General features: G+C 64.6%; 28 protein-coding genes and 1 pseudogene. 7 read left to right on the top strand and 22 right to left on the bottom strand.

Annotation, left to right across the window (positions count from 1 at the left end; translation table 11 throughout):
- Window positions 1–82: 82 nt before the first annotated feature.
- The 3 genes from RAD04_RS33725 to RAD04_RS33735 all read right to left on the bottom strand — a co-directional run bounded on the left by RAD04_RS33725 (window position 83) and on the right by RAD04_RS33735 (window position 3114).
- Window positions 83–922 carry a helix-turn-helix transcriptional regulator gene (locus RAD04_RS33725; RefSeq protein ID WP_091952531.1) on the bottom strand — a complete coding sequence of 280 codons (840 nt, stop codon included), beginning with the start codon at window positions 920–922 and terminating at the stop codon, window positions 83–85.
- A 124-nt stretch (window positions 923–1046) separates the two neighbouring features.
- Window positions 1047–2465: a UbiD family decarboxylase gene (locus tag RAD04_RS33730; protein ID WP_461627253.1), complete on the bottom strand. Its 1419-nt coding sequence runs from the start codon at window positions 2463–2465 to the stop codon at window positions 1047–1049.
- A 28-nt stretch (window positions 2466–2493) separates the two neighbouring features.
- Window positions 2494–3114, bottom strand: coding sequence for a UbiX family flavin prenyltransferase (locus RAD04_RS33735; RefSeq protein ID WP_461627254.1), 621 nt, complete (start codon window positions 3112–3114; stop codon window positions 2494–2496).
- A 173-nt stretch (window positions 3115–3287) separates the two neighbouring features.
- On the opposite strand from RAD04_RS33735, the gene RAD04_RS33740 reads away from it, so the two are divergent.
- Together RAD04_RS33740 and RAD04_RS33745 are read left to right on the top strand one after the other, a co-directional pair.
- Window positions 3288–4256 (top strand): LysR family transcriptional regulator, encoded by a 969-nt coding sequence (locus RAD04_RS33740; protein ID WP_461627276.1) that lies wholly within the window; start codon window positions 3288–3290, stop codon window positions 4254–4256.
- A gap of 211 nt (window positions 4257–4467) precedes the next feature.
- Window positions 4468–5508 (top strand): Bug family tripartite tricarboxylate transporter substrate binding protein, encoded by a 1041-nt coding sequence (locus RAD04_RS33745; RefSeq protein ID WP_461627255.1) that lies wholly within the window; start codon window positions 4468–4470, stop codon window positions 5506–5508.
- Window positions 5509–5634: 126 nt separating this feature from the next.
- Here the strand turns inward: RAD04_RS33745 and RAD04_RS33750 are convergent, their stop codons facing one another.
- The 18 genes from RAD04_RS33750 to RAD04_RS33835 all read right to left on the bottom strand — a co-directional run bounded on the left by RAD04_RS33750 (window position 5635) and on the right by RAD04_RS33835 (window position 21190).
- Window positions 5635–6684, bottom strand: coding sequence for a LacI family DNA-binding transcriptional regulator (locus tag RAD04_RS33750; protein WP_461627256.1), 1050 nt, complete (start codon window positions 6682–6684; stop codon window positions 5635–5637).
- On the bottom strand, window positions 6681–7325 hold the full coding sequence (locus RAD04_RS33755; RefSeq protein WP_461627257.1) for a ThuA domain-containing protein: 645 nt from the start codon (window positions 7323–7325) through the stop codon (window positions 6681–6683). Before RAD04_RS33755 ends, RAD04_RS33750 begins: the two co-directional genes overlap by 4 nt.
- Window positions 7326–7335: 10 nt before the next feature.
- The gene (locus RAD04_RS33760) at window positions 7336–8433 is read right to left on the bottom strand and encodes a Gfo/Idh/MocA family protein (protein WP_461627258.1); all 1098 of its coding nucleotides are present in this window, start codon (window positions 8431–8433) and stop codon (window positions 7336–7338) included.
- A 22-nt stretch (window positions 8434–8455) separates the two neighbouring features.
- The gene (locus tag RAD04_RS33765) at window positions 8456–9304 is read right to left on the bottom strand and encodes a carbohydrate ABC transporter permease (RefSeq protein WP_461627259.1); all 849 of its coding nucleotides are present in this window, start codon (window positions 9302–9304) and stop codon (window positions 8456–8458) included.
- The gene (locus tag RAD04_RS33770; RefSeq protein WP_092261879.1) at window positions 9297–10238 is read right to left on the bottom strand and encodes a carbohydrate ABC transporter permease; all 942 of its coding nucleotides are present in this window, start codon (window positions 10236–10238) and stop codon (window positions 9297–9299) included. Before RAD04_RS33770 ends, RAD04_RS33765 begins: the two co-directional genes overlap by 8 nt.
- A 2-nt stretch (window positions 10239–10240) precedes the next feature.
- Window positions 10241–11500, bottom strand: coding sequence for an extracellular solute-binding protein (locus RAD04_RS33775; RefSeq protein ID WP_461627260.1), 1260 nt, complete (start codon window positions 11498–11500; stop codon window positions 10241–10243).
- Window positions 11501–11655: 155 nt separating this feature from the next.
- Entirely contained in the window at window positions 11656–12741 is a 1086-nt protein-coding gene (locus RAD04_RS33780) for a YeeE/YedE family protein (RefSeq protein WP_461627277.1), read from the bottom strand.
- Window positions 12742–12847: 106 nt separating this feature from the next.
- Window positions 12848–13291, bottom strand: a complete 444-nt coding sequence (locus tag RAD04_RS33785; protein ID WP_461627261.1) for a DsrE family protein — start codon at window positions 13289–13291, stop codon at window positions 12848–12850.
- Between the two features lie 10 nt (window positions 13292–13301).
- The gene (locus RAD04_RS33790) at window positions 13302–14207 is read right to left on the bottom strand and encodes an alpha/beta hydrolase (RefSeq protein WP_461627262.1); all 906 of its coding nucleotides are present in this window, start codon (window positions 14205–14207) and stop codon (window positions 13302–13304) included.
- A 14-nt stretch (window positions 14208–14221) separates the two neighbouring features.
- The gene (locus RAD04_RS33795; protein WP_461627278.1) at window positions 14222–14656 is read right to left on the bottom strand and encodes a DsrE family protein; all 435 of its coding nucleotides are present in this window, start codon (window positions 14654–14656) and stop codon (window positions 14222–14224) included.
- Window positions 14657–14682: 26 nt separating this feature from the next.
- The gene (locus RAD04_RS33800; RefSeq protein WP_461627263.1) at window positions 14683–15420 is read right to left on the bottom strand and encodes a c-type cytochrome; all 738 of its coding nucleotides are present in this window, start codon (window positions 15418–15420) and stop codon (window positions 14683–14685) included.
- Window positions 15359–16621: a sulfite dehydrogenase gene (gene soxC, locus RAD04_RS33805; protein ID WP_092261873.1), complete on the bottom strand. Its 1263-nt coding sequence runs from the start codon at window positions 16619–16621 to the stop codon at window positions 15359–15361. Before soxC ends, RAD04_RS33800 begins: the two co-directional genes overlap by 62 nt.
- Window positions 16622–16627: 6 nt before the next feature.
- Window positions 16628–18319 (bottom strand): thiosulfohydrolase SoxB, encoded by a 1692-nt coding sequence (gene soxB, locus RAD04_RS33810; RefSeq protein ID WP_461627264.1) that lies wholly within the window; start codon window positions 18317–18319, stop codon window positions 16628–16630.
- A 27-nt stretch (window positions 18320–18346) separates the two neighbouring features.
- Window positions 18347–19168, bottom strand: a complete 822-nt coding sequence (gene soxA, locus RAD04_RS33815) for a sulfur oxidation c-type cytochrome SoxA (protein ID WP_461627265.1) — start codon at window positions 19166–19168, stop codon at window positions 18347–18349.
- Between the two features lie 29 nt (window positions 19169–19197).
- A complete protein-coding gene (gene soxZ, locus RAD04_RS33820; protein ID WP_018316049.1) occupies window positions 19198–19524 on the bottom strand; it encodes a thiosulfate oxidation carrier complex protein SoxZ in 327 nt (108 codons plus the stop codon).
- A gap of 19 nt (window positions 19525–19543) precedes the next feature.
- Entirely contained in the window at window positions 19544–19996 is a 453-nt protein-coding gene (gene soxY / locus RAD04_RS33825; RefSeq protein WP_461627266.1) for a thiosulfate oxidation carrier protein SoxY, read from the bottom strand.
- An 18-nt stretch (window positions 19997–20014) separates the two neighbouring features.
- The gene (gene soxX / locus RAD04_RS33830; protein ID WP_461627267.1) at window positions 20015–20470 is read right to left on the bottom strand and encodes a sulfur oxidation c-type cytochrome SoxX; all 456 of its coding nucleotides are present in this window, start codon (window positions 20468–20470) and stop codon (window positions 20015–20017) included.
- 126 nt (window positions 20471–20596) lie between these two features.
- Window positions 20597–21190: a SoxW family protein gene (locus RAD04_RS33835; protein WP_461627268.1), complete on the bottom strand. Its 594-nt coding sequence runs from the start codon at window positions 21188–21190 to the stop codon at window positions 20597–20599.
- A gap of 71 nt (window positions 21191–21261) precedes the next feature.
- Here RAD04_RS33835 and RAD04_RS33840 point away from each other — a divergent pair, with 71 nt between their 5' ends.
- Entirely contained in the window at window positions 21262–21981 is a 720-nt protein-coding gene (locus RAD04_RS33840; RefSeq protein WP_461627269.1) for a hypothetical protein, read from the top strand.
- Window positions 21982–21983: 2 nt separating this feature from the next.
- On the opposite strand, the gene RAD04_RS33845 is transcribed toward RAD04_RS33840, so the two are convergent.
- Window positions 21984–22715, bottom strand: a complete 732-nt coding sequence (locus RAD04_RS33845; protein WP_247773955.1) for a cytochrome c biogenesis CcdA family protein — start codon at window positions 22713–22715, stop codon at window positions 21984–21986.
- Window positions 22716–22816: 101 nt separating this feature from the next.
- Here RAD04_RS33845 and RAD04_RS33850 point away from each other — a divergent pair, with 101 nt between their 5' ends.
- From RAD04_RS33850 to RAD04_RS33865, 4 genes and pseudogenes are all read left to right on the top strand, one after another.
- The gene (locus tag RAD04_RS33850) at window positions 22817–23188 is read left to right on the top strand and encodes a thioredoxin (RefSeq protein WP_461627270.1); all 372 of its coding nucleotides are present in this window, start codon (window positions 22817–22819) and stop codon (window positions 23186–23188) included.
- A gap of 35 nt (window positions 23189–23223) precedes the next feature.
- A complete protein-coding gene (locus RAD04_RS33855; RefSeq protein ID WP_018316042.1) occupies window positions 23224–23574 on the top strand; it encodes an ArsR/SmtB family transcription factor in 351 nt (116 codons plus the stop codon).
- A gap of 74 nt (window positions 23575–23648) precedes the next feature.
- The gene (locus RAD04_RS33860) at window positions 23649–24728 is read left to right on the top strand and encodes a YeeE/YedE family protein (RefSeq protein WP_461627271.1); all 1080 of its coding nucleotides are present in this window, start codon (window positions 23649–23651) and stop codon (window positions 24726–24728) included.
- 129 nt (window positions 24729–24857) lie between these two features.
- Window positions 24858–25040, top strand: a pseudogene (locus RAD04_RS33865) (hypothetical protein); the annotation flags it as partial.

Consider the following 25040-nt stretch of genomic DNA (forward strand, 5'->3'; position numbering starts at 1 on the left):
CGCGAGGGCCATACCGCCCGCTCTCACGACTTACCAAATCGTCTCATTCGAGAGCGTGCAGCGCAATATCAGCCCGCAAGGATCAGCCCGCGAGGCGCGAGACGTTGCGAAACTCGCGCGGGCTAACGCCGGCATGATCGCGAAAGAAGCGCGTGAAATGCGCAGGCTCCGGAAAGCCAAAGCGCTCGCTGAGCTCGCCGAGCGGCGTGTCCTCGCGCATCACCGCGTCGAGCGCGCGCTCCATGCGGACGACGTTGAGGTAAAGCTTCGGCGAAACCCCGAGCGAGGTCTCGAACAGGCGGAAGAACTGCGCGCGCGACAGGCCCGCGCCCTTCACGAACTGATCGACGTTGGCGTAGGAATCGTTCACGCGCATCGCGTCCATCGCGCGGCGGATCCGCCAGTCGCAGCTCACCGCGCTCATGCCGCGGATCGAGGTCGGAAAGCTGCGCCAGGGCGTGAAGCGCTCGATCACCGCGATCATGAGGTCCGAAAGGGTCTGCTCGTGGGTTCGCACCGCATCGGGATTCGCCATCATTTCGGCCGCAAGGTGCAGCGTGAGTTGCCGAATGCGCGGCGAGACTTCGCCCGAGGGACGCTCGAAAAAGCCCGGCGCGCCGCTCGCGGCCCATCCGGGCCGGAACTCCTTCAGCCATTCCGGCTCGATATAGAGCGCCATGATGAGCGTGCGCGGGCGATTGACGTCATGCACATAGGCGTGCGGCTTCCAGCCGTCGACGAGAACGGCGGCCGTGTCCGTGAGCGGCGTGACCTGGTCGCCGACCAGAAACTGGGTGTCGGCGCCCTCGACCTTGAGCAGGACGTGGCAATGATGATGAGCGTGGCGGACCAGCGAACGGTCCATGTCGAGCAGAGCGACCCTGCCGAAAGCGCCATGAGCAATGCGCAGGGCCGTCGACATCAGTTTCGTCCTCCCGGCGTTGCGCCGCAAAATGGTTACCTTGCTGGTGCGGCACTATAGGCCGCCCCAGCTACATATTCCAACGACGCAAACGGACGCAAGCGGCTTCCGGGCGGTAACCCGCTCACATCCGCGCCTCTGCAAGAAGGTGCGCGACCGCAGCGCCCGGATCGGCCTGCAAGGCTGTCGTCAGGTCGACGTCCTCCTCGCCCTTGACGCGGATGCGCTTGAAGGCGAACTCGGACGCGCTGACCGGCGCTGTCGCATCGAGGCCCATCTTGGCGCCGATACCATCATCCGTGGTCGGATCGAGTTTCGAGCCGAGCGCGCCGGCGACGACCATGAGATCGCGGTCGGCCTGGAAGCGCGTCGCCACCGCCCATTCGATCTCCTCGGAGGAAGAGATATCGACGTCCTTGTCGACCACAACCACCTGCTTGATGTCGTAATGCGCGCCAAAGGCGCACATCATGACGTTCTTCGGCTCGCCTTCATTGGTCTTGTCCATCTTGATCGCGAGATGATAGCGGCAGGTGCCGCCGCGCGTGAGACGAACATCCAGCACGGTCGGGAAGCTGCGGCGCAGATGCTGGAGCAGCGTCGCTTCGCGCGGCACGCCACCGAGGATCAGGTGCTCGAAACCGCCGCCGACGATGGTGTGGAAGATCGGCTTGGCGCGATGCGTGATGGCATCGACTTCGATCACCTCGCGATTGGCGCGCGGGCCGTAATATTGCGGGAATTCACCGAACGGGCCCTCCGGCTCGCGCACGCCTTGCAGTATCCGTCCTTCAATCACGATCTCCGCATGGGCGGGAACGCGAACCGAATTGGTGCGACATTTGACGACGTCCACGGGCGAGCCGAGCAGCGCGCCCGCAATCGCCATCTCGTCCTCGTCCAGCGCGGCAATCGCCTGCGAAGCCAGCAGCAGCGCCGGATGCGTGCCGATGACGATGGCGATCTCCAGCGCCTGGCCCAGCTCTTCCGCGATACGATAGTAAGAGAACGTGTGCCGCGGCAGCAGCAGAACGCCGATACGATTCTTGCTGCTGACCTGACAACGGTGAATCGAAACGTTCGGAACGCCGGTCTTCGGATTGCGCGCGATCAACAGGCCGGCCGTGATATAGGGACCGCTATCGCGTTCATTGTGCTTCGGCACCGGAAGTTGTCGGAGCAGGTCGACGTCGTCGTGAACGACCTCCTGCACTGGACCGTCCGGAACCTCGCGGGTCGGCAGCGGATTGCTTGCGGCGGCAAGGAATCGCGGCAGCAACTGGTCCTCGGTGACGCCGATGGAATCGGCGACCCAGTCACGACCGGCAAACAGGTTGGCGATGACGGGAATCTCGTGCCCATCGGGACGCGGGAACAGCACCGCGCTGTCGCGCTCCAGCCGCTTCGCGATGGCGGCGAGCTCATCGGTCAGCGCAATACCCTCGCGGGCAATCGCGAGCTTGCCGCGCTCGGCGAGGTAAGCGAGCCAGGCACGCAGATCGGCCGGTGCGTTCGCGCTCTTCGTCGGATTTTGCATTCGCATGTGACGTATCTCTCCTCGGGCGTTCGGGTCAGGGCGCGATCTTGCGCAGCGACGGCGAGCGGCGCTTGAGCGCTTCGTCCTCGCCCCAGCGGCGCACCACGCCGATATCGATATCGAAGAGGTCGAGCACCCGGCCGACGGTGTGCTCGACCATGTCTTCGAGATTCTCGGGTTTTGCGTAGAAGGCGGGCACAGGTGGCGCGATGATCGCGCCCATCTCTGATAGCGCCGTCATCGTCCTGAGATGCCCGGTGTGCAGCGGGGTCTCGCGCACCATCAGCACCAGGCGCCGGCGCTCCTTGAGCACAACATCGGCGGCGCGGGTCAAAAGCGTCGTGGTGACGCCCGAGGCGATCTCGGACATCGAGCGCATCGAGCACGGCGCCACAATCATGCCCGCGGTACGGAACGAGCCGCTCGAGATTGCCGAAGCCATGTCGTCGATCGCATGGCTGACATTGGCGAGCTCCCTCACCTCCGCGATCTTCAGGTCCGTCTCGTAGGCAAAGGTCTGCTCGGCCGTCTTCGACATCACCAGGTGAGTCTCAACGCCGGCATTGCGCAGGAGTTGCAGCAGGCGCACGCCGTAGGTGACGCCCGAGGCGCCGGAAATGCCGATGATCATCCGCTTGGGCGCTGCGTGCTGCATATGTCTGATTTCGCTCCCGTGGCCACGTACCCTCGAGGTCTCGTGGCCGGCCGCAAAACTAGGCAATCTCGGCCATCACAACAAATAATGATTGATTATATCATTCATCATCAGAGATGATGGCTCGCGAACGAGTTGGCGAACGAAGGACTGGCCCCGTGGAACTCAGGCAGATGCAATATTTCCTGTGCCTGGCCGATGAAAAGAACGTCACGCGGGCCGCGCGCCGGCTCAACATCGTACAGCCGGCGCTCAGCATGCAGATCGCCAAGCTCGAGGCCGAGCTCGGCCAAAAGCTGTTCGACCGCAGCGTCCAGGGCATGACGCTGACCAGCGCTGGCGAGGCGCTGGTGCGGCTGACGGCGCCGATCGTGCGCGATGCGGAGTATGCGCGCCAGGAGATGGCCCAGATCGGCGGGCGGATTTCGGGCCGCGTCGCGGTAGGCCTCATCACCTCCGTTGCGCAGAGCACGATGGCGAGCTCGTCAGCGACTGTCGCGCGCCGCTATCCCGAGATCATCCTCTCCGCGTGCGAAGGCTACACCGAGACGCTGGTCGACTGGGTCAACAGCGGCCAACTCGATTTCGCGCTGATCAACGTGCCGCGCCGAAGGACGCCGCTCGCCGCGCATCACATCATGGACGAGGAGATGGTGTTCGCCTGCCGCAAGGACGGCCCGGTCAAGCCGCCCGCAAAACTGCGCTTCGACCACATCGCGAATTTCGATCTGGTGCTACCCTCGAAGCGGCACGGCCTGCGGCTGATTCTGGACGAGCACGCCGCCGCCCTCGGCATCGACCTTCGGCCGCGCCTGGAGCTCGACACCCTGCCCGCCCTCTGCGACGTGATTGCGACCACCGATTTCGCGACCGTGCTGCCGACCATCGCGCTCCGGCAGTCGCTGGCAAGCGGGACCATTCGAGCCCACCGTTTCGACGCGCAACGGATCGTTCGCTCCATCGCCTGGGTGCATCACCCGCGGCGAGCGGTCTCGGTTGCGGCCAAGGCCGTGCTGGACGTCATCAGCCACGATCTGGCGCAGGCCGCGGCGGTGGCAAGGGAGTTGGCCGAACCTGGCTCCGGCGGCGCAGCCTCGTCATCCCGCAAGCAGCGTCGCAAGGCGGGGAAGACGATTTCCTGAATCCCGAACGCTCATTTGGACAAGATGTCGCGCCCCTTTGCAAAATGAGACGGGTTGGTAAGTTTCGAGACGAGCCGGCATGACGGTCACGTCAAGCCGCTAACTACGGTCCAGGCGCACAAAATCGCGGCCTGGCGCTCTCCCGGACATTCCTGTCACGGACGCTCCCAAGGCGCGCAGAACAAGACACGGTCGGGAGATTCAGTCCGAGATGGCAAGGTTCGGTCACAGCAAGATCGCGGACGACACAGCGCCGCACGTTGAAGGATTTCACCCTGACCGCAGGTCTTTGCTCTCGCTCGGCCTGGGCGCGGCTCTCTCCGCCACCGGGCTGCGTCCCGCGCAAGCCCAAGACTACCCCGCGCGTCCGATCCAGGTGCTCGTGCCCTTCGCCGGCGGCAGCGCCAGCGACGTCATCACGCGCATCCTGCTTAACCGCATGTCGGCGTCATTGGGACAGGCCTTCGTCGTCGACAATCGCCCTGGCGCCGGCGGCAATATCGGTACCGCGGCCGCTGCACATGCCGCCCCGGACGGCTACACGTTGCTGATGAGCACCTCCGGCCCACTGGCCGCGAACCGATCATTATACAAGGAGCTGCCCTACGATCCGCTGAAGGATTTCGCTCCGATCGGACTGTTCGCCACGTTGCCGAATGTCATCGTGATCAATTCGAGGCTGCCGCCGAAATCCCTGCACGATCTGATCGAGTACACCAAAGCGCGTCCCCGGGAGCTGAACTACGGGACGGTCGGAGTCGGCTCGTCTCAGCACCTCGCTGCCGCCTATTTCGAGCAGCTCACGGGCACCGAGATCACGCACGTTCCCTATCGCAACATCGCTGCTTACACGCCGGACTTCATCGCGGGCCAAGTCCCGCTCGGCTTCCAGCTCTTGCCGAACGTCATCGGTCTGATCAGGAGCGGCGATGCGCGCCCGCTCGCGGTTGCCAGCGACAAACGCATGACGGCGCTGCCGGACGTGCCGACCGCGGCCGAGGCTGGCCTGAAGGATTACGAGAGCGCGGCGTGGCTTGCCCTGCTCGCGCCCGCGGGCACCGGCACCGCCGTTATCGACAAGCTCTATGCCGCCATGATCGAAGCCATGAACGATCCGAAGGTGCACACCCTCCTGGTGGAGCAGGGCGCCGAGCCCCTGGTGATGGCCCCCCAAGGTCTGAAGGATTTCATGACCGCGGAAACCAAGAAATGGGCCGGGATCATCAAGAAGATCGGCATCGAGCCAATGTGACTTCCAGCTTTTGGGTAACCAGCCTCTTCCGCGTGAGCCGCCACCCGCGCCCTGCTCGCCCAAACCTCGCTCGCTGACCGGCTCGCGCATGGCTCAACGCAGCGGCGCTGACGATACGAGCTCGCGCTACGGCAGATTATCCCGCAGAAAAATGTCGATGCGGATGCGTTCTTGGTCGGGGCTGATTGGCTCGCCCGAACAGTGCGCGAGCAGAACCCGTGCCGCAGAGCGCGCCTCGTGCCCGGGATCCTGATTGATCACGGCATCGAGCGTGCCGCGAACCAGGAAACGCCGTGTGTGTTGGGTCAGCTCATGGGTGATCCAGACCACCTCGCGAGCGCGGCCCGAGGCCTCGAGCGCATCGGCGATGCCGCGGTTTCCGGCGCCGCAGCAGTATATGCCGCGAAGATCGGCATGGCGCGCGAGCAGCGCGGCCGTAAGCTCCCGCGTGCGATCGCTGTCGTCGCGGCCCTCGATGACCGGCAGCGCGGGCAGGTTCGGATACTCGCTGGACAGGATCTGATGGAAACCGAACTGCCGTTCGGTGTGATCGCGCAGCGACAGCGACCCCGCGATCACCGCGACCGTCCCCTCGCGCCCAGCGAGGAAGCGCCCCATCAGCGTCGCGGCAGTGCGGCCTGCGGCGGGATTGTCGATGCCGACATAGTGCAGGCGGCGCGAGCTCGGCGCATCCGACACGAGGGTCACCACGGCGACCCCGCGTCCGACGAGCTCGTCGATCGCGGCCCGAACCCTGGGATGATCGAGCGCGATGACGGCGACGCCCTGATAGGCCGGCGACAGGGTTTCCAGCGCGCCGGCGAGCACATCCGGATCGAACACGTCGACATGGAGAATGTCGATGAAGCCGCGCTGGCCCGCGAGCCAGTCCGCAGTGCGCAGGACCTGCTCGCTCAAATTGGTCATGAAGCTGTTGCTGCCGGTCGGCAGCACGAAGGCGAAGCGGAACGTCTGCCCGCGGGCGAGCCGCGCCGCCGCGACGTCCGCGCGATAGCCGAGTTTTGCCACTGCGGCCTCGACACGCGCGACGGTCTTGGCGCGCACGCCCTCGCGCCGGTTGACGACGCGATCGACGGTCGCAAGCGAAACGCCGGCCGCACGTGCAACGTCCTCGAGCGTGGCACGAATCGCCGGCTGCGTCGCCCCACCCGTCATTCGCGCGCCGCCCACAGCATGCCGCGGGTCATCAGTGTGCGGATCTCCGGCACGTCGAGCTCGTAGGCACGGTGGCCGAGCGAGGAATAGAACGCCCTGCCCGCGCCGTAGCGCTTCTTCCAGACCACGGGCATCACCACGCCCTCGATCCACGGCGCGTGCTCGCCGGTGAAGGTCGTCGTCGCCAGCACCTCGTTGGCGGGGTCGACATGCATGTAATATTGCTCGGAACGATGTTCGAAACTGTTCAGGCCTTTCATGATGGGGTCATCCGGCTTCGTCAAGTCGACCTTGTAGTCGATGATGTTGCCGGGATGGGCGACCCACTGCCCGCCGCACATGAACTGGTAGTCGACGGAATCGCGGAACGCGTCGCACATGCCGCCATGATGGCCGGCGAGCCCGACGCCGCTCCGCACTGCGGCGCAGAGATTGAGCGCTTCCGCCTTCTCGATCTTCGACATCGTGTAGATCGGAATGATCAGCGACATGTCGTGAATCGCGGGATCGGCGAATGCCGCCGTCGTCGTCTCGATCCGCACCTCGAAGCCTTCCGCCCTCAGCCAGCCGCGAATCATCGAGGCGCAGAGATCGGGATCGTGTCCCGGCCAGCCGCCCCATACAATCATTGCCTTGCGCATGGTCATTCCCTCAGTCGATCTGTCCCGTTTCAAGTCCCGCCGGCAGCATCGCCGGCCGCTCGACGCTGCTCTCGATCTTGACGCGGCGCCCTTCATCGGCGGAGGTCTGGAACGCCTCCATCACCTCCAGCACGTGGAACGCAAGCGCACCGCTGGCGCGGTGCGGACGGTTGTTCAGGATCGCGGACGCCATGTCGGCGACCCCGATGGAGCGGAACTCGCCCTCGACATGGCCGTGCGTCAACGGCATCGTTTCCCATTCGCCGCCGGTCCTGGCGAGGTGCACCTCACCGCCGAAACGGTTCGGGTCCGGCACCTGCATGCTGCCCTTGTCGCCATAGATCTCGATCGGCGCATGCCGGTGCTTCGGTACATCAAAGCTCATCGCGATCGAGATGACTGCTCCGCTCTCGAATTCAAGCGTGCCCGCGACATGGGTCGAAACCTCGACCGGGATCAGCGTGCCGTTCATCGGCTGGCTGGTGACCAGGCGCTCGGATTTCGGCCGCGCGGTCGAGCCCATCACGCTCGCAACCGGCCCGAGCAATTGCACGAGATCGGTGATGTAGTACGGCCCCATGTCGAGCATCGGCCCGCCGCCGCGCAAGTAATAGAAGCTTGGCGCCGGGTGCCAGCGCTCATGGCCGGGGCAGCCGAAGAAGGCACTGCCCGCCACCGGCGTGCCGATCGCGCCGTCGTCGATCAGCTTGCGGGCGGTCTGGTGCCCACCGCCGAGGAACGTGTCGGGCGCGCAGCCGACGCGCAGGTTCTTCTGTGCGGCGAGATCGATCACCTTGCGGGCTTCGGCGGCGTTGATGCCGAGCGGCTTCTCGGAATGGACATGCTTTCCGGCATTCAGCACCGCGAGACTGACGTCGGTGTGGGCCAGCGGCACCGTGAGATTGATGACGACCTCGACGTCATCGCGCTTGAGCAATTGATCGACCCGCATCGCCGGCAGCCCGAAAGCCGCACCCTGCCGCTCCGCGACTTCACTGCGCATATCGGCGAGCGCCCTGACCTCCATGACCGGGAAGCGTTGCGCCGCCTTGAGGTAGGCCGTGCTGATGACACCGCAGCCGATGATTCCAATTCCGACTTTTCTCATTGTGATCTCCGTAAGGGTCCATTCATCCCTTGACCGCACCCGCCGTGAGGCCGGCAACGATGTGCTTCTGCGCCAGAAGGAAGAGAATGATCGTCGGCAGGATGGTCAACGTGATGAAGGCCAGGATCAGGTGCCACTCGGACGAATACTCGCCCTGATAGACCATGATGCCGAGCGGCCAGGGATAGAGCGCATCCGTGTTGAGCATCACCAGCGGCAACAGATAGGCGTTCCAGCTGTTGACGAAGGTGATGGTCCCGACGGTCGCCAGGATCGGCCGCGACAGCGGCAACGTCACATAGCGGAAGAACTTGATGTAGCTGCAGCCGTCGACCAGCGCAGCCTCGAGCAGTTCGTAGGGAATGTCCTTGAAGAAACGCCGGAGCAGCAGCACGCTCATCGCGAGGCTGAAGGCCACCTGCGGCAACGCAACGCCGAAATAAGTATCGAGCAGCCCGAGATCGCGCACCTTGATGAACAACGGAAGTACCGCGGTCGCCGCCGGAAACAGCAGGCCGAGCGTGAGATAGCTCAGCAGCATCGAGCTGCCGTAGAACTTGACATGGGCAAAGGTGAACGCCGCCATCGATGCGGTGATCAGGGTCAACACCACCGCGAGCGACGATATGATCAGTGAGTTGCGCAGGAGCTGCCAGTAGCGCGCGGAGAACAGGATGTCGGCGTAGTTCTGCCACTCCCAGTGACGCGGCAAACCGAACGGGTTGACGCGCAATTCGCCGAGCGATTTGAAGCCGCCGAGCAACGTCGCGAGCAGCGGCACCAGCACGAAGATGGCCACGATGGCGAGGAACACCGCCTTGAACACCACGGCGGGATCGACCGGGTTGCGGGAAATCTTCGCACTACTCATCGCGCATGAACCAGCGCTTGTAGGTGAAGGCAAAGGTCACGCAGATCGCGAACAGGATGACGCCGATGGCGCTGCCATAGCCGACCCGCATGCGCGAGATGCCGTTGTTGTAGAGGAAGCTCACCATCGTGTTCGAGGAGTCCGCAGGCCCCCCGCGTGTCAGCGGCATGACGAGGTCGAACAGCTGCAGCGAGCCGACAATGGCGAAAAACACCGAGAGGCGGATCGTCGGATAGAGCAAGGGAATGACGACATGGCGCAGGGCTTGCCAGCGCGTCGCACCGTCGATGCGTGCCGCCTCGATCAGGCTCTTGTCGAGGCTCTGGAGCGCCGCGATGAACAGCATCATGTGGAAGCCAAAATACTTCCACACGATCACGATCAGCACGGCCAGCATCGACGTGTCGGTCGAGGCCAGCAAATGCGGCGGCTCGGCGCCGAAGCTGCGCCAGATCGAGGCGACGAGGCCGTAATCGCCGTCATAGACGAAGCTGAAGATCAGCCCGGTCGCGATCTCGGCCAGGATATAGGGCATGAAGAACAGCATGCGCAGCGCCACCGACCCGCGAAAGCGTTCGGCGAGCATCAAGGCCAGCGTCAGCGCGAGCGGCAGTTGGATCGCGAGCGAGACCGCAATAATCAGCCCATTGTTGCGCAGCGCGAGCCAGAAGGCGCGCGTCTCCAGCACGAAGCGGTAATTGTCGAAGCCGATCCAGTTGGTCGGCCTGCCGAACCCGTTCCAATTGAAGGCCGAATACCAGGCGGCCTCGCCGATCGGCAGCACCACGAACAGCGTGAACAACAGCAGCGCCGGCGGCAGGAACAAGATCAGGACCGTGAAGCGGCCGTCCCAGGCCGGGCCGCGGACCGCGAGCGAAGAGAACGGTGTCCCCGCAACGCCAATCGCGGGCGAATTCGCGATACGCCGCGCCACCGTCAGTTGCCCTGCTTCCACGCCGCCTCGATCGCCTTCGCCGCATTCTGCGGACTCATGCTGCCACCGGCGATCTCCGCGGTGACGTCGTTGACGACGCGGCCGACCGATGGACCAAGGCTCTGGTCATAGAAGTTCTGGTGGTAGTTCGACTTCGCCAGATTGGCCGCGATCAGCTTCATGAAGGCATTGTTGAGACCAGCGTCCGCGCCCTGCACCACCGGGATGATGAAGTTACCCGCCGCAAGCCGCGTCTGCACGTCCTTCGAGACGAAGTACTTCAGGAAATCGACCGCCTCCCTCGGCGAGCCTTTCGTGACCAGCCAGCCGGTGATGCCGCCGAGCGTGTCGGTCGGCGCGCCCTTGCCGCCGGCCACCACCGGGAAGTCGAACCAGCAGATCTTGTCTTCGCTCAATCCGACCTTGTCGGCGGCGAGAGCGCGCTGCAAATGATAGACCGTGCTGATCGCGAGCGTCATCGCGGCCTTGCCGTCGCCGAAATAGCCGACGGCCTGCGGATTCTTGAAACCAAGGAAGCCATTCTGGAACGGCTGGAGGTCGACGAGTTGCTTGAACAGCTCGCCGGATTTCTGGAAGGTCTCGCCGGCGAAGCCGTTGTCCTCGCCGCGCAATGCAGCGTCGAATGCCGGCTTGCCGCCGATGCGCACCGCAAGATGGGTCCAGTAGAAGTGCAACGGCCATTTGTCGGCGCCGCCGACCACGATCGGGGTCACGCCGGCGGCCTTCAGCGTCTTCACCGCCGCTAGCAGATCGTCCCAGCTCTTGATCCCGGCAGGATCGACTTTCGCCTTGGCCATCAGCTCCTTGTTGCAGAGGAAGCCGACCTGCGACATCGCGGTCGGCAGACCATAAACGCGGCCGCTAGCGGTGAATGCTGCGAGCGCGGCCGGCGTGAGACTGTCGCTGTAACCCTTCACCTGTTCGGTGATGTCGTCGAGAACGCCTGCCTCGATCTGGGTCTTCAGGACGCCGCCGGCCCAGCTGTAGATGATGTTCGGCCGATCCTTGGATTGCAGGATGGTCGGCAGCTTGGCCTTGTAGGCTTCGTTCTCGAGAAACTGCATCTCGACCTTGACGCCAGGATGGGAGGCCTCATAGGCGCGCGCGACCTCCTCCCAGATTTTCACCTGGGCCGGATTTGCCTCGATGTGCAGCCACTTGACGATCGTATCGGCTGCGGCGGCGTCGGCCAAAAGCAGGCATGCGGCAGCGGCGAGTCCCAGCTTCCTGAGCAGTCTCATCACATCTCCTCCCGACCGGATCTTATTCTTTGCCGCGATCCTGCTCCCGATTTTTGAGGTACGCAACTAAAATTCTGATCTACGCACCTCAGAAGCAAGCACGCGCATTCGCCAACGCGCTCGATGTTCTCCTTAGCAATGCGACAATGTTGATGTCAGCCGCTCGCGGCCGGCAAGCCCGTCGTCTGCTGCGGCACGCCGGCGCGGTCGACAAGCAGATCCGTGAGTCCCGCCCCCAGCCACATGCCGCCGAGCACGAGCCAGGCGGTGAGTGCGAATACGGAGGCACCGGTCACGCCGGCGCCGACCGCGCAGCCGCCGGCGAGCATCGCGCCAAACCCCATCAGCACCGCCCCTAACAGGTAGCGCCGCATGCCGAGCCCGTCCGAAAATCCCTCGAGCTTAAGTTCATGCGCGCGCGCCGCGGCCAGAAACGAGCCGAGGAATACGCCGGGGACGATGCCGAGGTCGAAGCCGAGCCGAAGCTGCGCGCTGTTGAGCACCAGCATCAAGAGCTCGGCCGACGGCCCGCTGAAGGTGAGGCTCTTCAAGGTCACCGGCGCGAAGGAAGCCTGCGACAGCTGGTAGGTGAAGAGCCAGCCGGCGACGACGGCCGTTCCGGTCGCAAGTGCGGCAAGGATCAGCCGGCGCGGCAACCGGCTGCGAAAGGCGAAGGCCAGCCCCGCAATCAGCCACAAACCTCCGAATGCAAGCTTCTCGCGCGTGCCGGCACCAAACATCGCCATGATGTCGCGCGACGGACCGCCATCGACCAGCCACAGGTTGGTCACCCATTCACGCGCGGGCGACAGCAGGCCGCGATAGGAGGCTTGCGCGGTCACGGCAAACACCAGCCCCGACAACAAGGCCCGGAGGTTGCCGTTCGCCGAGAGCACCAGCAGCCGGCTGGCGCAACCCCGCGCCAGGATCATCCCGCAACCGAACATGACGCCGCCGAGGAGCGCGCCGGAGATGCTGCCCTGCTGCGCGAGCTGACGGGCCTCGGATATTTCGAGCCAGCCGAGCGCGACCAGGCCTTGCGTGCCGACCAGCGCCGCGGCAAAGGTCAGCAGCCAGACCGCGAGGCGCGGTCCGCCCTCGCCACGGGAGAATTCGACCGCAGCGGCGCGCAGGCAGAAGCGGCTGCGCTGCGCGAAGAACCCGAACAGACCTCCGACCACGAGGCCGCCGAGCCATGACAGCGGATCTTCACCCAAGAGATCGATGATCGGCGTCAGCACGTCCGCCTCGGCTGTTCCTGCGAGCATGCAATTCTAGCGATCGCGTCGTCGCGTCCCATGAGCCAGATCAAAGCTCGACGTCGCAGGATGCCGGAGCGGAGCGGCCTCATGGCCGTAGATAAGCATATCCCTGCTGTTGCAGCTCGACGAGCCGCACCACGCCGCCCTTCTCGGCCACCACGAAACCGGGCGTGAGATCGTCCAGCTTGACGCCCTGCGCCTTCATCGTATTGGCGCAGGCATCGAAGCCGACGCCGGCATCGACGAGCTTCGTCATCATCGCAACGGTGTGGTCCTGCGCCGCCAGCGCGTGGAAAGCACGCAGCGCCGGCCCGTGCACGACCAGCCTGATGTCGGCCTTCCCAGGTCCGCCAACGCCGTCGACATGGTTCTGCAGATTGCCTAGAACGAAGACGACACGATCGGCATCGGCAAGATGATAGACGACGCGCTGTCGCGCGGGCGTTTCCGTCGCCGCGGACGCCTGGCGCACCGCAAACGCACCAAATAGTCCGGCAAGGCTCGCGCGAAGCACGGATCGACGCTGCATGGTCCCCCTCCTAACGTGTCTGCTTGACGAACTCGGCGATTCGATCGGCGACGTCTTCCGCGAACAGGTCGCGGAAGAAATGATCGGCATCCTCGATCTTGTCGAGCTGCACCTTGCCTCCGCTCGAACCGGCAAGCGATGCGAAGGCCTCTGCTACATCGGGCACAACGCTATCCTTGGTGGCGGCGAGCACCAGCACCGGCGGCTTCACGCGCGCCACGAGCGCGGCCGTGTCCTGGTCGACATCTGGACCATAGAATGACGCAAAGGTCCGCGCGGTAACCACGGCATTGCGACAATAGACAAAACCCGGCACGTCCATCCACTCCCCGCCGCGGCCGGCCGCAACCGCCTTGGTTGCCAGCTCCAGAAACGGTTCGAGCGGCTTGCCATAGGTCTTTACGTAGGTGGCGCGCAGATCGGCCTCGGCCTTCGCGGTCACCGGCGCCAGCAACACCCCACCCGCCACCGGTGCAGCTTCGCTTGCAGCGAGAAACCGTGCGACCTGGTTGCCGCCGCGCGAATGGCCGAACGCGAAGACGAGCCGGGACATGCCCCTCGCCCGCGCGACCCAGGCACCGATCTCCGCAACTGCATCCTCAACGGCATAGTCATGCCGCGCGGTACAGTCGTACATGCCTTTGCGGCGATCGAGCCCCAGCGACAGCGTATGGGCGAGCGAAGCGATGCCGCGCTGCTCAAGCGCCTTGGCAACGCCCTGAATGACCTCCATGTCCTTGTGCGCGAGCGTGCCGTGGGTCATTACGACAAGCGGCGTATCGGGTCCCATCGAGGCTGGCGTGCGCAGTGTCGCGAGCGTGGTGCGGCCGTCGACCGACAACTCGACCTCCTGCTCGGCCGCATATGCAGACCCTGCGAACGCGAGCAAGACTGTCAGTCCTATCAACCATCGCATCAGCAGCTTTCTCCTCAGGGCCGGATAATCGTCCAGTTCTTCTCCGCCAAATCCATCAGCGCGGCAACCCCAACCTGCGTGACGCTGACGCCGTCGATCAGCGGCGGCCGCCTGTCCTCCTTCGCCGCCAGCGTCTCCAGCGTGTTGCCGCAGGCGATGAAGCTCACATTCGGCATCGATTTCAGGAAATTCACCAGGCGCTCCTTCACCGGCGAGCGGTCCGCGAGCAGCATGTCGAGGCCGCCGTTGAAGGCAACCACTGCGATTTCGACGTCCTCGCCCTGTCCGGAATAATGCCGCGAGACGTTAGCGGCGACATCGAGGACGGCGCGCATCTTGACCGGGTCGTCGTCGCTGATCTGCAGCGCGAGCCTGTGAGGTTCGGCCGCCTGGGCCGCGGCCGGACGGATTGCGATGGGCGAGCCAACAGCGAGAGCCGCATGCAGCAGCGCGCGCCGGCTCGCCCGGCCGTGTCTCACTCCACGCCCCGCGACTTCTTCTCCTTGCCGTCCTCGGGCGTGACGTCGATGGCGGCAGCGCGCCCGATAATCTTCACCGGGGCGATGCAGTTCTTCATGCAGGGGTCTTTCTGCCAGAACGACTTCTCGCTGGTGGCGCGGTCGTCCATCACGAACCCCTGCTCGTTCGGCATCTTGATCGTCGCAAGGGTCTTCTTGTTCAGCTCGAAGTTTTGATCGGTGACGACGTCGTTCAGATAGAGGACGTAAGCGACCAGCGCGTAATATTCATCGACGGACAGGGATCCCGTATTGCCGTAAGGCATGGCGTGACGGACGTAGTCGAACACGGTGGACGCGTAGGGCCAGTACGAGCCCACCGTCTTGACCGGGTTGTCTGACGTCAGTGAACCCTTGCCGCCGGCCAGCACCGGCCAGCGGCCGTTGCCCTCGCCGAACTCGCCGTGGCAGGACGAGCAATTGTCCATGAACAGCTTTTCGCCCTGCGCGACTGTCCCTTTGCCTTCCGGCAGGCCCTGGCCGTCCGGGCGCACGTCGATATCCCAGCCGCGGATCTCGTCCGCGGTCGGCGCGCGGCCGATGTGATAGCGTGGACCGCTCTTGGCGTCCGCCTTCTGCTGGGCGAGCGCCGGCGCGCTCAGCGCGCATGCGAGCAGCGCGGCGGCAGTGAGCTTAAGCGACTTCGACATTCTCGACCTCACCATTGGCCTGCACATGCCAGGTCTGGATGCCATTGTTGTGATAGATGGAGTTGACGCCGCGGATCTTGCGCAGCTCCGCCTTGCTCGGCTGCACGTATCCGGTCTCATCCTGCACGCGCGATTGCAGCAGCAGCGGCTCGCCGTTCCAGTCGAATTCGTAGTAAAAACGCGTCAGCGCTTTGTCGAGAACGGGCCCGTCGAGCCGCGCCGGCCACCAATTTCGGCCGCCGTCGAGCGACACGTCCACGCGCTTGACCTTGCCGTTGCCGCTCCAGGCCAGACCCGAGACGATGGTAAAGCCTTTGCCGTGCTTGATCGGCGCTTGCGGGCTCGGGCTCGTGATCACGGACTTGGCGTCCATTGACCAGGTGAAGCGGCGCGCCTTGCCGTTCGGCATGAGGTCCGTGTATTTCGACGTCTCCTCGCGGGTGTGCCAGGGCTGGTCGCCGACCTTGATGCGGCGCAGCCACTTGACCCAGAGATTGCCCTGCCAGCCCGGCACCACGAGCCGCATCGGATAGCCCTGCTCGGGATAGAGCGCCTCGCCGTTCATCTTGTAGGCGATGATGCAGTCGTCGAGCGCTTTCTCGATCGGCAGGCTGCGGTCCATCGCGGCCGCGTCGGCGCCTTCGACCAGCAGCCACTTGCCGCTCGCCTTGACGCCGGCTTCCTCCAGCAGGGTGCGCAGCGAGACGCCGGTGTACTGCACGCAGTGGATCATGCCGTGGGTGAACTGGCAGCCGTTGAGCTGGGCGCCGCGCCATTCCATGCCCGAATTCGCCGCGCATTCCATGAAGTGGATGCGGTTGACGCGCGGATAGCGCTTCAACTCCTCCAGGGTGAGAATGAGCGGACGCTCGACCAGCCCGTGGATCATCAGGCGATGATCGGCCGGATCGATCTCGGCGATGCCGCCGTGATGCCGCTCGAAACAGAGGCCGTTCGGGGTGATGATGCCTTCGAGCTCATGCAGCGGCGTGAAACTCACCGAGGATTCGCGCGAGGCGGTCAGCCATTCGACGTCGCGCCGGACGACGTCCTTCTCGAATTTCGACGGCTTACCATACGGGCGCACCGCGACGCCCTCGCCGAGCGACTTGGTCCATTCCGGCACATTGGGCGGCTGGTTGGCGGGATTTCCGCCTGCGGCCGCCGGCCTTGCCAGCATCGAGGCTGCGACGCCGGCGCCGGCGGCCAGGAAGCTGCGACGGGATTGACTGTCCATCTTCGACATCGCTTCTTACGCTCCGGTAACTTTGACGGCCCGGTTGGGCTCGAGCCGAACGGTCTTCTGCCGCGTCAGATAGTTTGCGACGACGTCCCAGATCGGCGGCCCCTCGGTGCCTTCGTTGACGCTGGCCCAGCCCGCGACCTGATATTCCCTGGCCGGATCGATCGGCGCGCCGGTCTCGACCATCTGCATGTCCGAGATGCGCTGGCCCTGCGGCTTGGCGACGTCGATCGCGTAGGACAATCCGCCGATCCGCACCATGTCGCCGCCCTGCTGATAATAGGGGTCGACGTTGAAGAGATTGTCGGCGACGTCCTCAATGATCTCCTTCAGCCGCGCGCCGGTCATGCCCATGCGGTAGACCGCGGGATAGGTGATCGCGGTAGCGTTGGTGACATCCTCGAAGGTGATGTCCTGCCCCGGCAGCACGCTGGTGCCCCAGCGGAAGCCCGGCGACAGCGCGATCTCGGCATCGCGCTCCTGCAGCAGCGCCTGGCAGATCAGATCGTCGAACGTGCCGTTGAAATTGCCGCGCCGGTAGAGCAGCGAGTCGGTCTTGCCGAGTACCTTGGCCAGATCGGAGGCGAAGGGTTTGCGGACCTCGGCGATCTTCGCGGCCATCTCGGCGTCCGCCGTGATCACATCGGAGAACAGCGGAATGAGCTTGTACCTGAAAGCCTTGACCTCGCCGTCGCAGACGTCGAGATCGAGCCGCGAGACGAACTTGCCGGACGAGCCCGACGCAATCAGGAGAGTCTTGCCGACCTTCACCGCCTCGGGCAGCGCATCGTGGGTATGCCCGGTCAGGATGACGTCGATGCCCTTGACGCGGCTTGCGAGCTTGCGGTCGACGTCGAAGCCGTTGTGCGAGAGCAGCACGACGAGCTGCGCGCCGCCCTTGCGGGCCTTGTCGACCTGCGCCTGGACGTCCTCCTCGCGCACGCCGAACGACCAGTTCGGAATCATCCAGCGCGGATTGGCGACCGGCGTATAAGGGAAGGCCTGGCCGAGCAACGCGATCTTGACGCCACCGCGCTCGATCATGGTCGAGGCTTCGAACGCCGCCTCGTTCCACTCGGTGTCGCGGATGTTGAGACCGAGGAACGGGAAGCCGAGGCCTTCGATGGCCTGCTTGACCCGCTCGGAGCCGTAGGTGAACTCCCAATGGCCGGTCATGGCGTCGGGCTTGAGCAGCGTCATGCAGTCGATCATGTCCTGGCCGCGCGTCTTCAGCGAGGACCACGAGCCCTGCCAGGTGTCGCCGCCGTCGAGCAGCGCGACCTTGTCGCCGCGCTCGGCACGGATCGCCTTGATCACGGTCGCGGCGCGATCGAGGCCGCCGATCCGGCCATAGCTCTTGGCCAGCGCCTCGAAATCCTCCGAGGTCAGCGCGTAGGCCGCAGATGAACCCGGCGCGATGCCAAAGCGGGCGAGAAATTCCTTGCCGGTGACGTGCGGCGGAAGGCCCTTGGCCTCGCCCACGCCGAGATTGGTCGAGGGCTCGCGGAAATAGAGCGGCATCAGCTGGCCGTGGATATCGGTCACGTGCACAAGCGTGACGTTTCCGAGCGGCTCGAAGGCCAGCAATTCCCTCTCGGTCAAGCGCTGCTGGGCGAACGCACGGGTCAGGCTGGAGCCCGCACCGGTCGAGAGTCCCGCCGTTGCCGCGGCAACCTGAATGAACTCGCGGCGAGAGATCATGCGCAATACTCCTGCAAGCTCAACGTTTCAGTTGCGCACCGACGGTGTCTCGACCGGAAGGCCGATGCCGCGCCAGGCCACATAGAGTTCGAGCGCGAGGAACTCGTCCGAGAGCGGCTTGAACGGCTCGGCACGCACGTCGAACATGCAGCCTTCGAACCGCTCATGCAGCGGCACCAGGCGCTGGTCGCGCAGCCGATAGGTCGGAAAGCCGTTTGTCTGGCCCTGGCTCAGGAAGTCCGCGCGCATGAACTTGCCGTTGTTGCGCTCGTGGCAGGACTCGCAAGCGAGATCGAGCTGGCCGTAGCGCGTGTAATAGATCTGCTTGCCGCGCTCGAACCAGGGCGACATCGGGCCGTCGGTCTTCACCGCGACCTTCATGCCGTGAGACTGGTAGCGCACGAACGCTGTCATGTCGGTCAGCTCACGGGATTTGAACTTCCAGGGCTCCGCCTTCATGTTTTCATTGCGGCAGATGTTGATGCGCTGCTCGAGATTGACCGGCTTCTTCAGCTTGTCGTCCCATTTCGGCATGGCGGCGCCGACGCCCTTCATGCTGGTCTCGGCCTCGCCGTGGCAGTTCATGCAGGACTTGCCTTCACCGCCCTCGACCTTCTTCCAGACATCCGCCGCGCGCTCCACGGCGAGGAAGCCCGGATTTTCGAGATCATCGTCCTGCAACGCGCGGGTCTCCTTGCTGCGAAACTCGTAGCCGGAGATGATGGTCTTGAAGACGTGGCCGGGCGGCGCCGCGATGCCCTTGCGCTCGGCGTCCTCAGCGATCGCGAGCGTCGCAACCGACGCGGCGGCCACGACCAGAGCGGCCAACCCAACAAATCGTCGCGCCATTGCGTGCCTCCTTCAATGCGCGATGCGCATCATGCCTTGAGCGCGATCTTCTCTTCGGCCGTGATCACCGTGCCGTCATCGTCCGTCCAGGAGAACTTGAACGTGCCGGCTTCGTCGACCCTGGCGTCGAACTGGACGTAGGGATTGGCCGAGATCGCCGGTTCGAGCGCGCAGGAGAACACCGGCTTGCCGTTGAACTCGCAGGCGAACTTGTTGATGATCTTGCGCGGAATGGCCTTGCCCTGCGCGTCCTTGCGCTGGCCGGATTCCATGACATGCGAGACCAGGGTCTTGATCTGGATGACCTCGCCCTTGGCCGCTTCCTTGGGAAGCTTGATGCGCGGTTTGTCTGCCATTGTTCCTCTCCTGACGCCCCTAGCCGCCGCAGCCGCCGATGGTGACCTTGACGGTCTTCTGCTCCATGAACAGCGAACCGTCACTCATCTTCGCGACCGCAACCACGTTCTGCGTGGCGGCGAGCCGGATCCGGATCGAGGCTTCCGCCTTGCCCGACAGCGGCGTGAACGTCAGCGTCGCCACGCCCGCATTGGGGTTGCCGTCCGCGATGATCAGAACGTCTTTCACATAAGCGTCCGCCGTCATCGGGCTCTCGATGTTGATCGAGAGCGGCACGGTGTTGCCGTTCTCCGCGATCTCCGGCAGGTCGAGCGCGATCTTGCCCTTGGCAGGCTGCTTGCCGCCGGTGAACGTCTCGATCCATTTCGCCGCATCTCCCGTCACTTCGGCATCGGCTGCCATGGGCATCAGCGTCAGCATGACGAAGCCGCCCCCGAGCGCAAATGCCTGCCGTCGATTGATGGCTTTCATTCCTGATCCTCCTCGCCGTCAGTTCAGCGTCTTGAGAAAAGCGATGACGTCCTCGACCTGCGCGGCCGTCAAAATGGACTTGCCAACGAATTCCGGGCGCACCCGGCTGAGGCCGTCATTCCTGAAGAACGCCGGCATGACGGTGTCGCTGAAGATGCGCTTGGGGTCGGCGATGATGAGGCGCAATTGCTCCTCGGTGTAGCGGCCGGCGACACCATCCAGGGATGGACCGAACTCGCCGTGGAAATCCTCGGACTTCAGACTTGTGACCTGATGGCAGGCCAGGCAATTTCCGAGCGTGCGCGTCAGAAACACCTTCTTGCCGGCGGCGGCATTGCCGGGCGCGCCGGTCAGGGATTTCGGCAAGGACTCGTTGACGATTTCGAGCCTGATCGGCTCCTTGCTCGGCTCTTGGGCAAGACCGCCCCCGGCCGACAGACAAAGTACAAACGCAGCCGCAAGCAAGCGCCGCATGTTCCCTACCCTTATCGCGGGGTGACGCCCGCTCTTGGTCACGACGGACTCAGTCCATCAAATTCAATTATTATGATATGTTCATATAAACGGCGGCGTCAAGCGGAATTCGAGAGGCATTCCGCATCAGCCGTTCGCGGCCAGAAAATCCCGGAACGAGCCGCGCTCGTAAGCGCGCTCCCGCACGAAGCGAAACATCGCCAGGAAGTGCGGCGGCTTGAGATAGCCGGGTGCCCGCGCCACCTCGCGCGCCATCGCGTCCTTTGCTTCGAGGCCATCGGCGGATGGCGGAAAGAACTGAAAGGTCGGCGTGAACCTGATCCCGTATTTCTGGGCGAGCTCTTTCTCCGTCAATTCCTGGCGGTCGAAGTCCGTCACCTTGCGCGAGCCGACGAGGTTGAGCTGCAACACCTCGAAATTGTCGCGGATATAGCTGGCGATGCCGGCATCGGCGAAGTTCACCAGATGCGTCTCGCGGCAATAGGGGCAGCCGCGCAGCTCCCACATGATGGCAAGGCGCTTGCCGCCGGCCGCAGCGCCCTCGAGGTCCTCGCGCAGATCGAGGAAGCTCTGCAGAAACCAGGGCTCGTGATAGAGCCCGTCTTCTCCGACGGCGGGCTCGGCCGCCGCCGCGCCGCTGCCGGCCAAGGCCGCGCCAGCCGCGAATGCCAAGAGGCCGCGTCGCGTCGGCCTGCGAACCGACGTCGGGGTTTCGTGCATCGGAAGATCTTGCGCGTTGCTCATTTTCATTATGATATTCGAATACACGAATGTGACAAGGAGATCCGATCTTGCGCTGCACCATCGTGCTGCTGGCGTGGCTGGCCTCGACCGCGCTCACGCTCGGCGCGGAAGCCGATCGACCTGCGGATTTCGCATCGGCGATGGCGCCGATCATGGCCAATCTGCGCACCGCCGCGAGCTATGCGCGCACCGGAAACGTCGCGCTGGCGCAGATCGAGACCGACGAGGCGGTCGTCCGGTGGAAGCGGCTTGCGCCGAGCACATCCGGTCCCCTGCCCGCTTACGCGCCGGCCGAATTGTCGCGATTTCTCGACGGAGGTCGCGATCGGCTCACGACAGCCACGGGCGCGCTGGACCGCGGAGACACTGTCGCCGCCGGCCGCGAGTTGCTCGCGCTTCGGCAGGCTTTTCACGCGCTCAGGCGTCACGCAGGCCTCTACGATCTCGGCGATTGCATCTTCGAGATCGCACCCGCCATGGAAACGCTGCGCGTCGCGGCCATCAGGTACGGCGAACGGCCGGCGCCCGCAAACGCCGAGGAGACCGTTGCCACTGCAAGCGCGTTCCGCGATCGGCTTCAACGCTGTAACGAATGGGCAAACAGCGAGATCGCTGCCCAAGGTGAATTCCGCCGCCTGATCGACGGCGCAATCGCTAGCAGCCATGAGATCGCTCATGCCGCGATGGCGGGCGACGGCCCCCTCGTGCATCGTTACCTCATCGAGCTGCAATCCTTTGCCCAGTTGCTCGACTTCCGTTACGGCTAGCCTCAGCCGATGCTGGTCAGTCCTGGAAAATGCTCGAGCAGCCATTCCGAGACCGCGGGCATCAATCCGGTCAGGAACATCAGACCCGTCGCGACCAGGAAGACGCCCATCGTCTTCTCGATCAGGCCGAGATGCCGGCGCACACGACCGAGCGCGGCAATGAAGCGGCCGGTGAAGGCCGCCGCGATCAGGAAGGGAATGCCGGTCCCGACCGAATAGGCGAGCAGCAGCAATGCGCCCCGCCCGGTCGTGTCCTCCGAGCCCGCCATCAGCAGCACGGCGGCGAGGATGGGGCCGGCACAGGGCGTCCAGCCAAACGCAAAGGCCAGGCCCATGACGAATGCCCCCGCCACGCCGGCCGGGCGGTTGTCGACCTGCACGGTCGCGCTGCGATAGAGCAGCGGAATCCTGAGCAGCCCCAGAAAATGCAAGCCCATGACGATGATCAGCCCGCCGGCGACGATGCCGAGCGTCGACAGATGCGCGGAGATGAAGCGTCCCGCGATCGAGGCGGTCGAGCCGAGCGCGACGAACACCAGCGAAAAGCCCGCCACGAAGGCCAGCGCGGAGATCAGGATGCGCGGCCGCAGATCCGGCCGGTCGCCAGATAGATCCGTGACCGAGACGCCGGCCATGTAGCACAGGAAAGGCGGCACCAGGGGCAGGATGCAGGGCGACAGGAACGACAACAGGCCCGCGACGAAGGCCGCACCAAGCGTGACGTCCAAGGTCATTTTCGCCCCATCCCTAGCACATATACGAATTTAATGATATAAGCGCCAGGGACATTTGCAAGCAAGTCCGCCAAGCAGGTCGCAAAGGCCGGTTACGCAGCATGAACAGAATCGTCGTTTTGCTCGCCCTCGCCGTCGGGCTCGCGCTGCCCGCGCCGGCATCGCGCGCCGCCGAGCTCATCATGTTCGAGCGCGCCGGCTGCGTCTGGTGCGCGCGCTTCAACGCCGAGATCGCCCCGATCTACGGCAAGACCGACGAAGGCCGGGCCGCACCGCTGCGCCGGATCGACCTGAACAGCCCCCTTCCCGCCGATCTCGCCGGAATCGATCCGGGTCCCTTCACGCCGACCTTCGTCGTGGTACAAGAGGGCCGCGAGATCGGGCGCATTCGCGGCTATCCCGGCGATGCCTTCTTCTTCGGCCTGTTGGACCGAATCCTGTCGAACACGGGATCGGAACCCGGGAGGTCGTGACCATCTTGCGGATTTTCTGAGAGGAACTTGACGCGATGCCGTTGCCAAAGCTGAAGGATATCGAGGGCTCCGCCGAACTCGAGCAGATGATCGAGAAGGCGCGCGAGGCCAGCGACATGCTCAAGGCGCTGTCCCACGAGTCTCGATTGCTGCTGCTCTGCATCCTCGCCGAGGGCGAGAAGTCCGTGACCGAGCTCGAGCAGTTCCTGGGCGAGCGCCAATCGACCGTCTCCCAGCAGCTCGCGCGGTTGCGGCTCGATCGATTGGTGACGACCCGCCGCGACGGCAAGACGATCTACTACAGTCTCGCCAGCGAAGACGTCCGCAAGATTCTCACCGCCGTTTACGACGTGTTCTGCGAGCCGGTACGCCGGCGCCGCCGGTAGTTCTCCACGCTGGATTTTCGCGCCCCACCGGCGCAGACTACCCGCAAGGCAGAACCAAAAACGAAGCGGGAGGAATGCTGAGCCCTTCGACCATAGCATTTGCATCCGGGCTTGCCGCCGGAGCCGTGCTCGGCGTTGCCGGCCGCGCGGGTCGTTTCTGTACGCTGGCGATGCTCGAGGACGCATTCTACGGATCGGATTTTCGTCGGCTGAAATCCTTCGCGCTGGCCGCGGCAGTCGCCCTGCTCGCAACCCAGGCGCTCGCCGCGTTCGGCATTGTCGATCTGTCGCGGTCAATCTACCTCACGGCGTCGATCGGTCTTGGCGGTGCGATCATCGGCGGTCTGATGTTCGGCGTCGGCATGGCGCTGGTCGGCACGTGTGGTTTCGGCACGCTGGTGCGCGTCGGCGGTGGCGATCTACGGGCCATCGTGGTCTTTCTCGTGCTCGGCCTGTCGGCGCTCGCGACCATGCGCGGCATCACCGGCATGTTGCGGCTGATGCTGATCGAGCCGTTGTCGTTGCGGCTACCCGAGGGAAGCACCCAGACCTTGACGTCGCTGCTCGGCGCGGGCAGCGCGATGCGCGCGATCCTCGTCGTGGCGATTTCCGCCGCGCTCGCCTTCTGGGCCCTTGCGGATGGCAGGTTGATCCGGTCGCCGCGGCTGCTCGCCTCCGGTCTTGCCGTCGGTGCAGCAATCGCGTTCGGCTGGTTTGCCACCGGATGGCTTGCCGACGACGAGTTCGATCCCGCGCGGGTCTCCTCGCTCAGCTTCGTGGCGCCGCTTGGTGATGCCATCCTTTACGTCGCCACCTTCTCCGGCGCGCGGCTCAATTTCGGCATCGGCTCGGTTGCCGGCGTCGTCGCAGGCTCGTTTGCCGCCGCGATGCTCGCGCGCGGCTTCCGCTGGGAAGCGTGCGACGACGCTCGCGAGTTGAAGCGTCACATGATCGGCGCGCTGCTGATGGGCATCGGCGGCATCATGTCGATGGGCTGCACCATCGGTCAGGGCCTGAGCGCGCTGTCGACGCTCGCGGTTTCGGCCCCCGTCACGATGTTGGCGATCGCCTGCGGCGCGCGCCTTGGGCTCGAGTTCACGATGACCGGCGAGTGGCTGCCGGCCGTTCGCAGACTGTTCGGGGTCTCGACCTGACGAATTCGCCTCAAGCCGGGCGATGAAGTATGTGGTGACGGACATGCCTTCGCATTCTCGCGGCGGAATTCGCCCGAGCTTTGCTTCGTCTCGCTACCCTCTCATCCAAGAGGGCGCAGGGAAGGCCGGGTGCTGGCGCGCACCCGCGGTCCGCTGCGCGAAAAGCACACGCAGGAAGAACCGCACAGCAGCATACAGGTGGTGCCGATCACTCGGCCTTCCCTGCGCAGTGGCTGGACGGCTTATGCCGTGATCTCCCGGGAGCCGACCATTCCTTCTGGCCTCCCTCGCCCCGCGAATTGGATGATGCAG

Source organism: Bradyrhizobium sp. 25ACV, from assembly GCF_054863005.1.

Excerpts from the sequence above, each read along its gene's own strand:
- soxB (WP_461627264.1), bottom strand. The coding sequence starts at position 18,319 with ATGATCTCTCGCCGCGAGTTCATTCAGGTTGCCGCGGCAACGGCGGGA.
- RAD04_RS33730 (WP_461627253.1), bottom strand. The coding sequence starts at position 2,465 with ATGCGAATGCAAAATCCGACGAAGAGCGCGAACGCACCGGCCGATCTG.
- RAD04_RS33800 (WP_461627263.1), bottom strand. The coding sequence starts at position 15,420 with ATGGCATCCAGACCTGGCATGTGCAGGCCAATGGTGAGGTCGAGAATG.
- RAD04_RS33845 (WP_247773955.1), bottom strand. The coding sequence starts at position 22,715 with ATGACCTTGGACGTCACGCTTGGTGCGGCCTTCGTCGCGGGCCTGTTG.
- soxA (WP_461627265.1), bottom strand. The coding sequence starts at position 19,168 with ATGGCGCGACGATTTGTTGGGTTGGCCGCTCTGGTCGTGGCCGCCGCG.
- RAD04_RS33765 (WP_461627259.1), bottom strand. The coding sequence starts at position 9,304 with ATGAGTAGTGCGAAGATTTCCCGCAACCCGGTCGATCCCGCCGTGGTG.
- RAD04_RS33775 (WP_461627260.1), bottom strand. The coding sequence starts at position 11,500 with ATGAGACTGCTCAGGAAGCTGGGACTCGCCGCTGCCGCATGCCTGCTT.
- RAD04_RS33855 (WP_018316042.1), top strand. The coding sequence starts at position 23,224 with ATGCCGTTGCCAAAGCTGAAGGATATCGAGGGCTCCGCCGAACTCGAG.
- soxZ (WP_018316049.1), bottom strand. The coding sequence starts at position 19,524 with ATGGCAGACAAACCGCGCATCAAGCTTCCCAAGGAAGCGGCCAAGGGC.
- RAD04_RS33750 (WP_461627256.1), bottom strand. The coding sequence starts at position 6,684 with ATGACGGGTGGGGCGACGCAGCCGGCGATTCGTGCCACGCTCGAGGAC.
- RAD04_RS33725 (WP_091952531.1), bottom strand. The coding sequence starts at position 922 with ATGTCGACGGCCCTGCGCATTGCTCATGGCGCTTTCGGCAGGGTCGCT.
- RAD04_RS33755 (WP_461627257.1), bottom strand. The coding sequence starts at position 7,325 with ATGCGCAAGGCAATGATTGTATGGGGCGGCTGGCCGGGACACGATCCC.
- RAD04_RS33745 (WP_461627255.1), top strand. The coding sequence starts at position 4,468 with ATGGCAAGGTTCGGTCACAGCAAGATCGCGGACGACACAGCGCCGCAC.
- RAD04_RS33760 (WP_461627258.1), bottom strand. The coding sequence starts at position 8,433 with ATGAGAAAAGTCGGAATTGGAATCATCGGCTGCGGTGTCATCAGCACG.
- RAD04_RS33740 (WP_461627276.1), top strand. The coding sequence starts at position 3,288 with ATGCAATATTTCCTGTGCCTGGCCGATGAAAAGAACGTCACGCGGGCC.
- RAD04_RS33860 (WP_461627271.1), top strand. The coding sequence starts at position 23,649 with ATGCTGAGCCCTTCGACCATAGCATTTGCATCCGGGCTTGCCGCCGGA.
- RAD04_RS33835 (WP_461627268.1), bottom strand. The coding sequence starts at position 21,190 with ATGCACGAAACCCCGACGTCGGTTCGCAGGCCGACGCGACGCGGCCTC.
- soxY (WP_461627266.1), bottom strand. The coding sequence starts at position 19,996 with ATGAAAGCCATCAATCGACGGCAGGCATTTGCGCTCGGGGGCGGCTTC.
- RAD04_RS33785 (WP_461627261.1), bottom strand. The coding sequence starts at position 13,291 with ATGCAGCGTCGATCCGTGCTTCGCGCGAGCCTTGCCGGACTATTTGGT.
- RAD04_RS33790 (WP_461627262.1), bottom strand. The coding sequence starts at position 14,207 with ATGCGATGGTTGATAGGACTGACAGTCTTGCTCGCGTTCGCAGGGTCT.
- RAD04_RS33850 (WP_461627270.1), top strand. The coding sequence starts at position 22,817 with ATGAACAGAATCGTCGTTTTGCTCGCCCTCGCCGTCGGGCTCGCGCTG.
- RAD04_RS33735 (WP_461627254.1), bottom strand. The coding sequence starts at position 3,114 with ATGCAGCACGCAGCGCCCAAGCGGATGATCATCGGCATTTCCGGCGCC.
- soxX (WP_461627267.1), bottom strand. The coding sequence starts at position 20,470 with ATGCGGCGCTTGCTTGCGGCTGCGTTTGTACTTTGTCTGTCGGCCGGG.
- soxC (WP_092261873.1), bottom strand. The coding sequence starts at position 16,621 with ATGTCGAAGATGGACAGTCAATCCCGTCGCAGCTTCCTGGCCGCCGGC.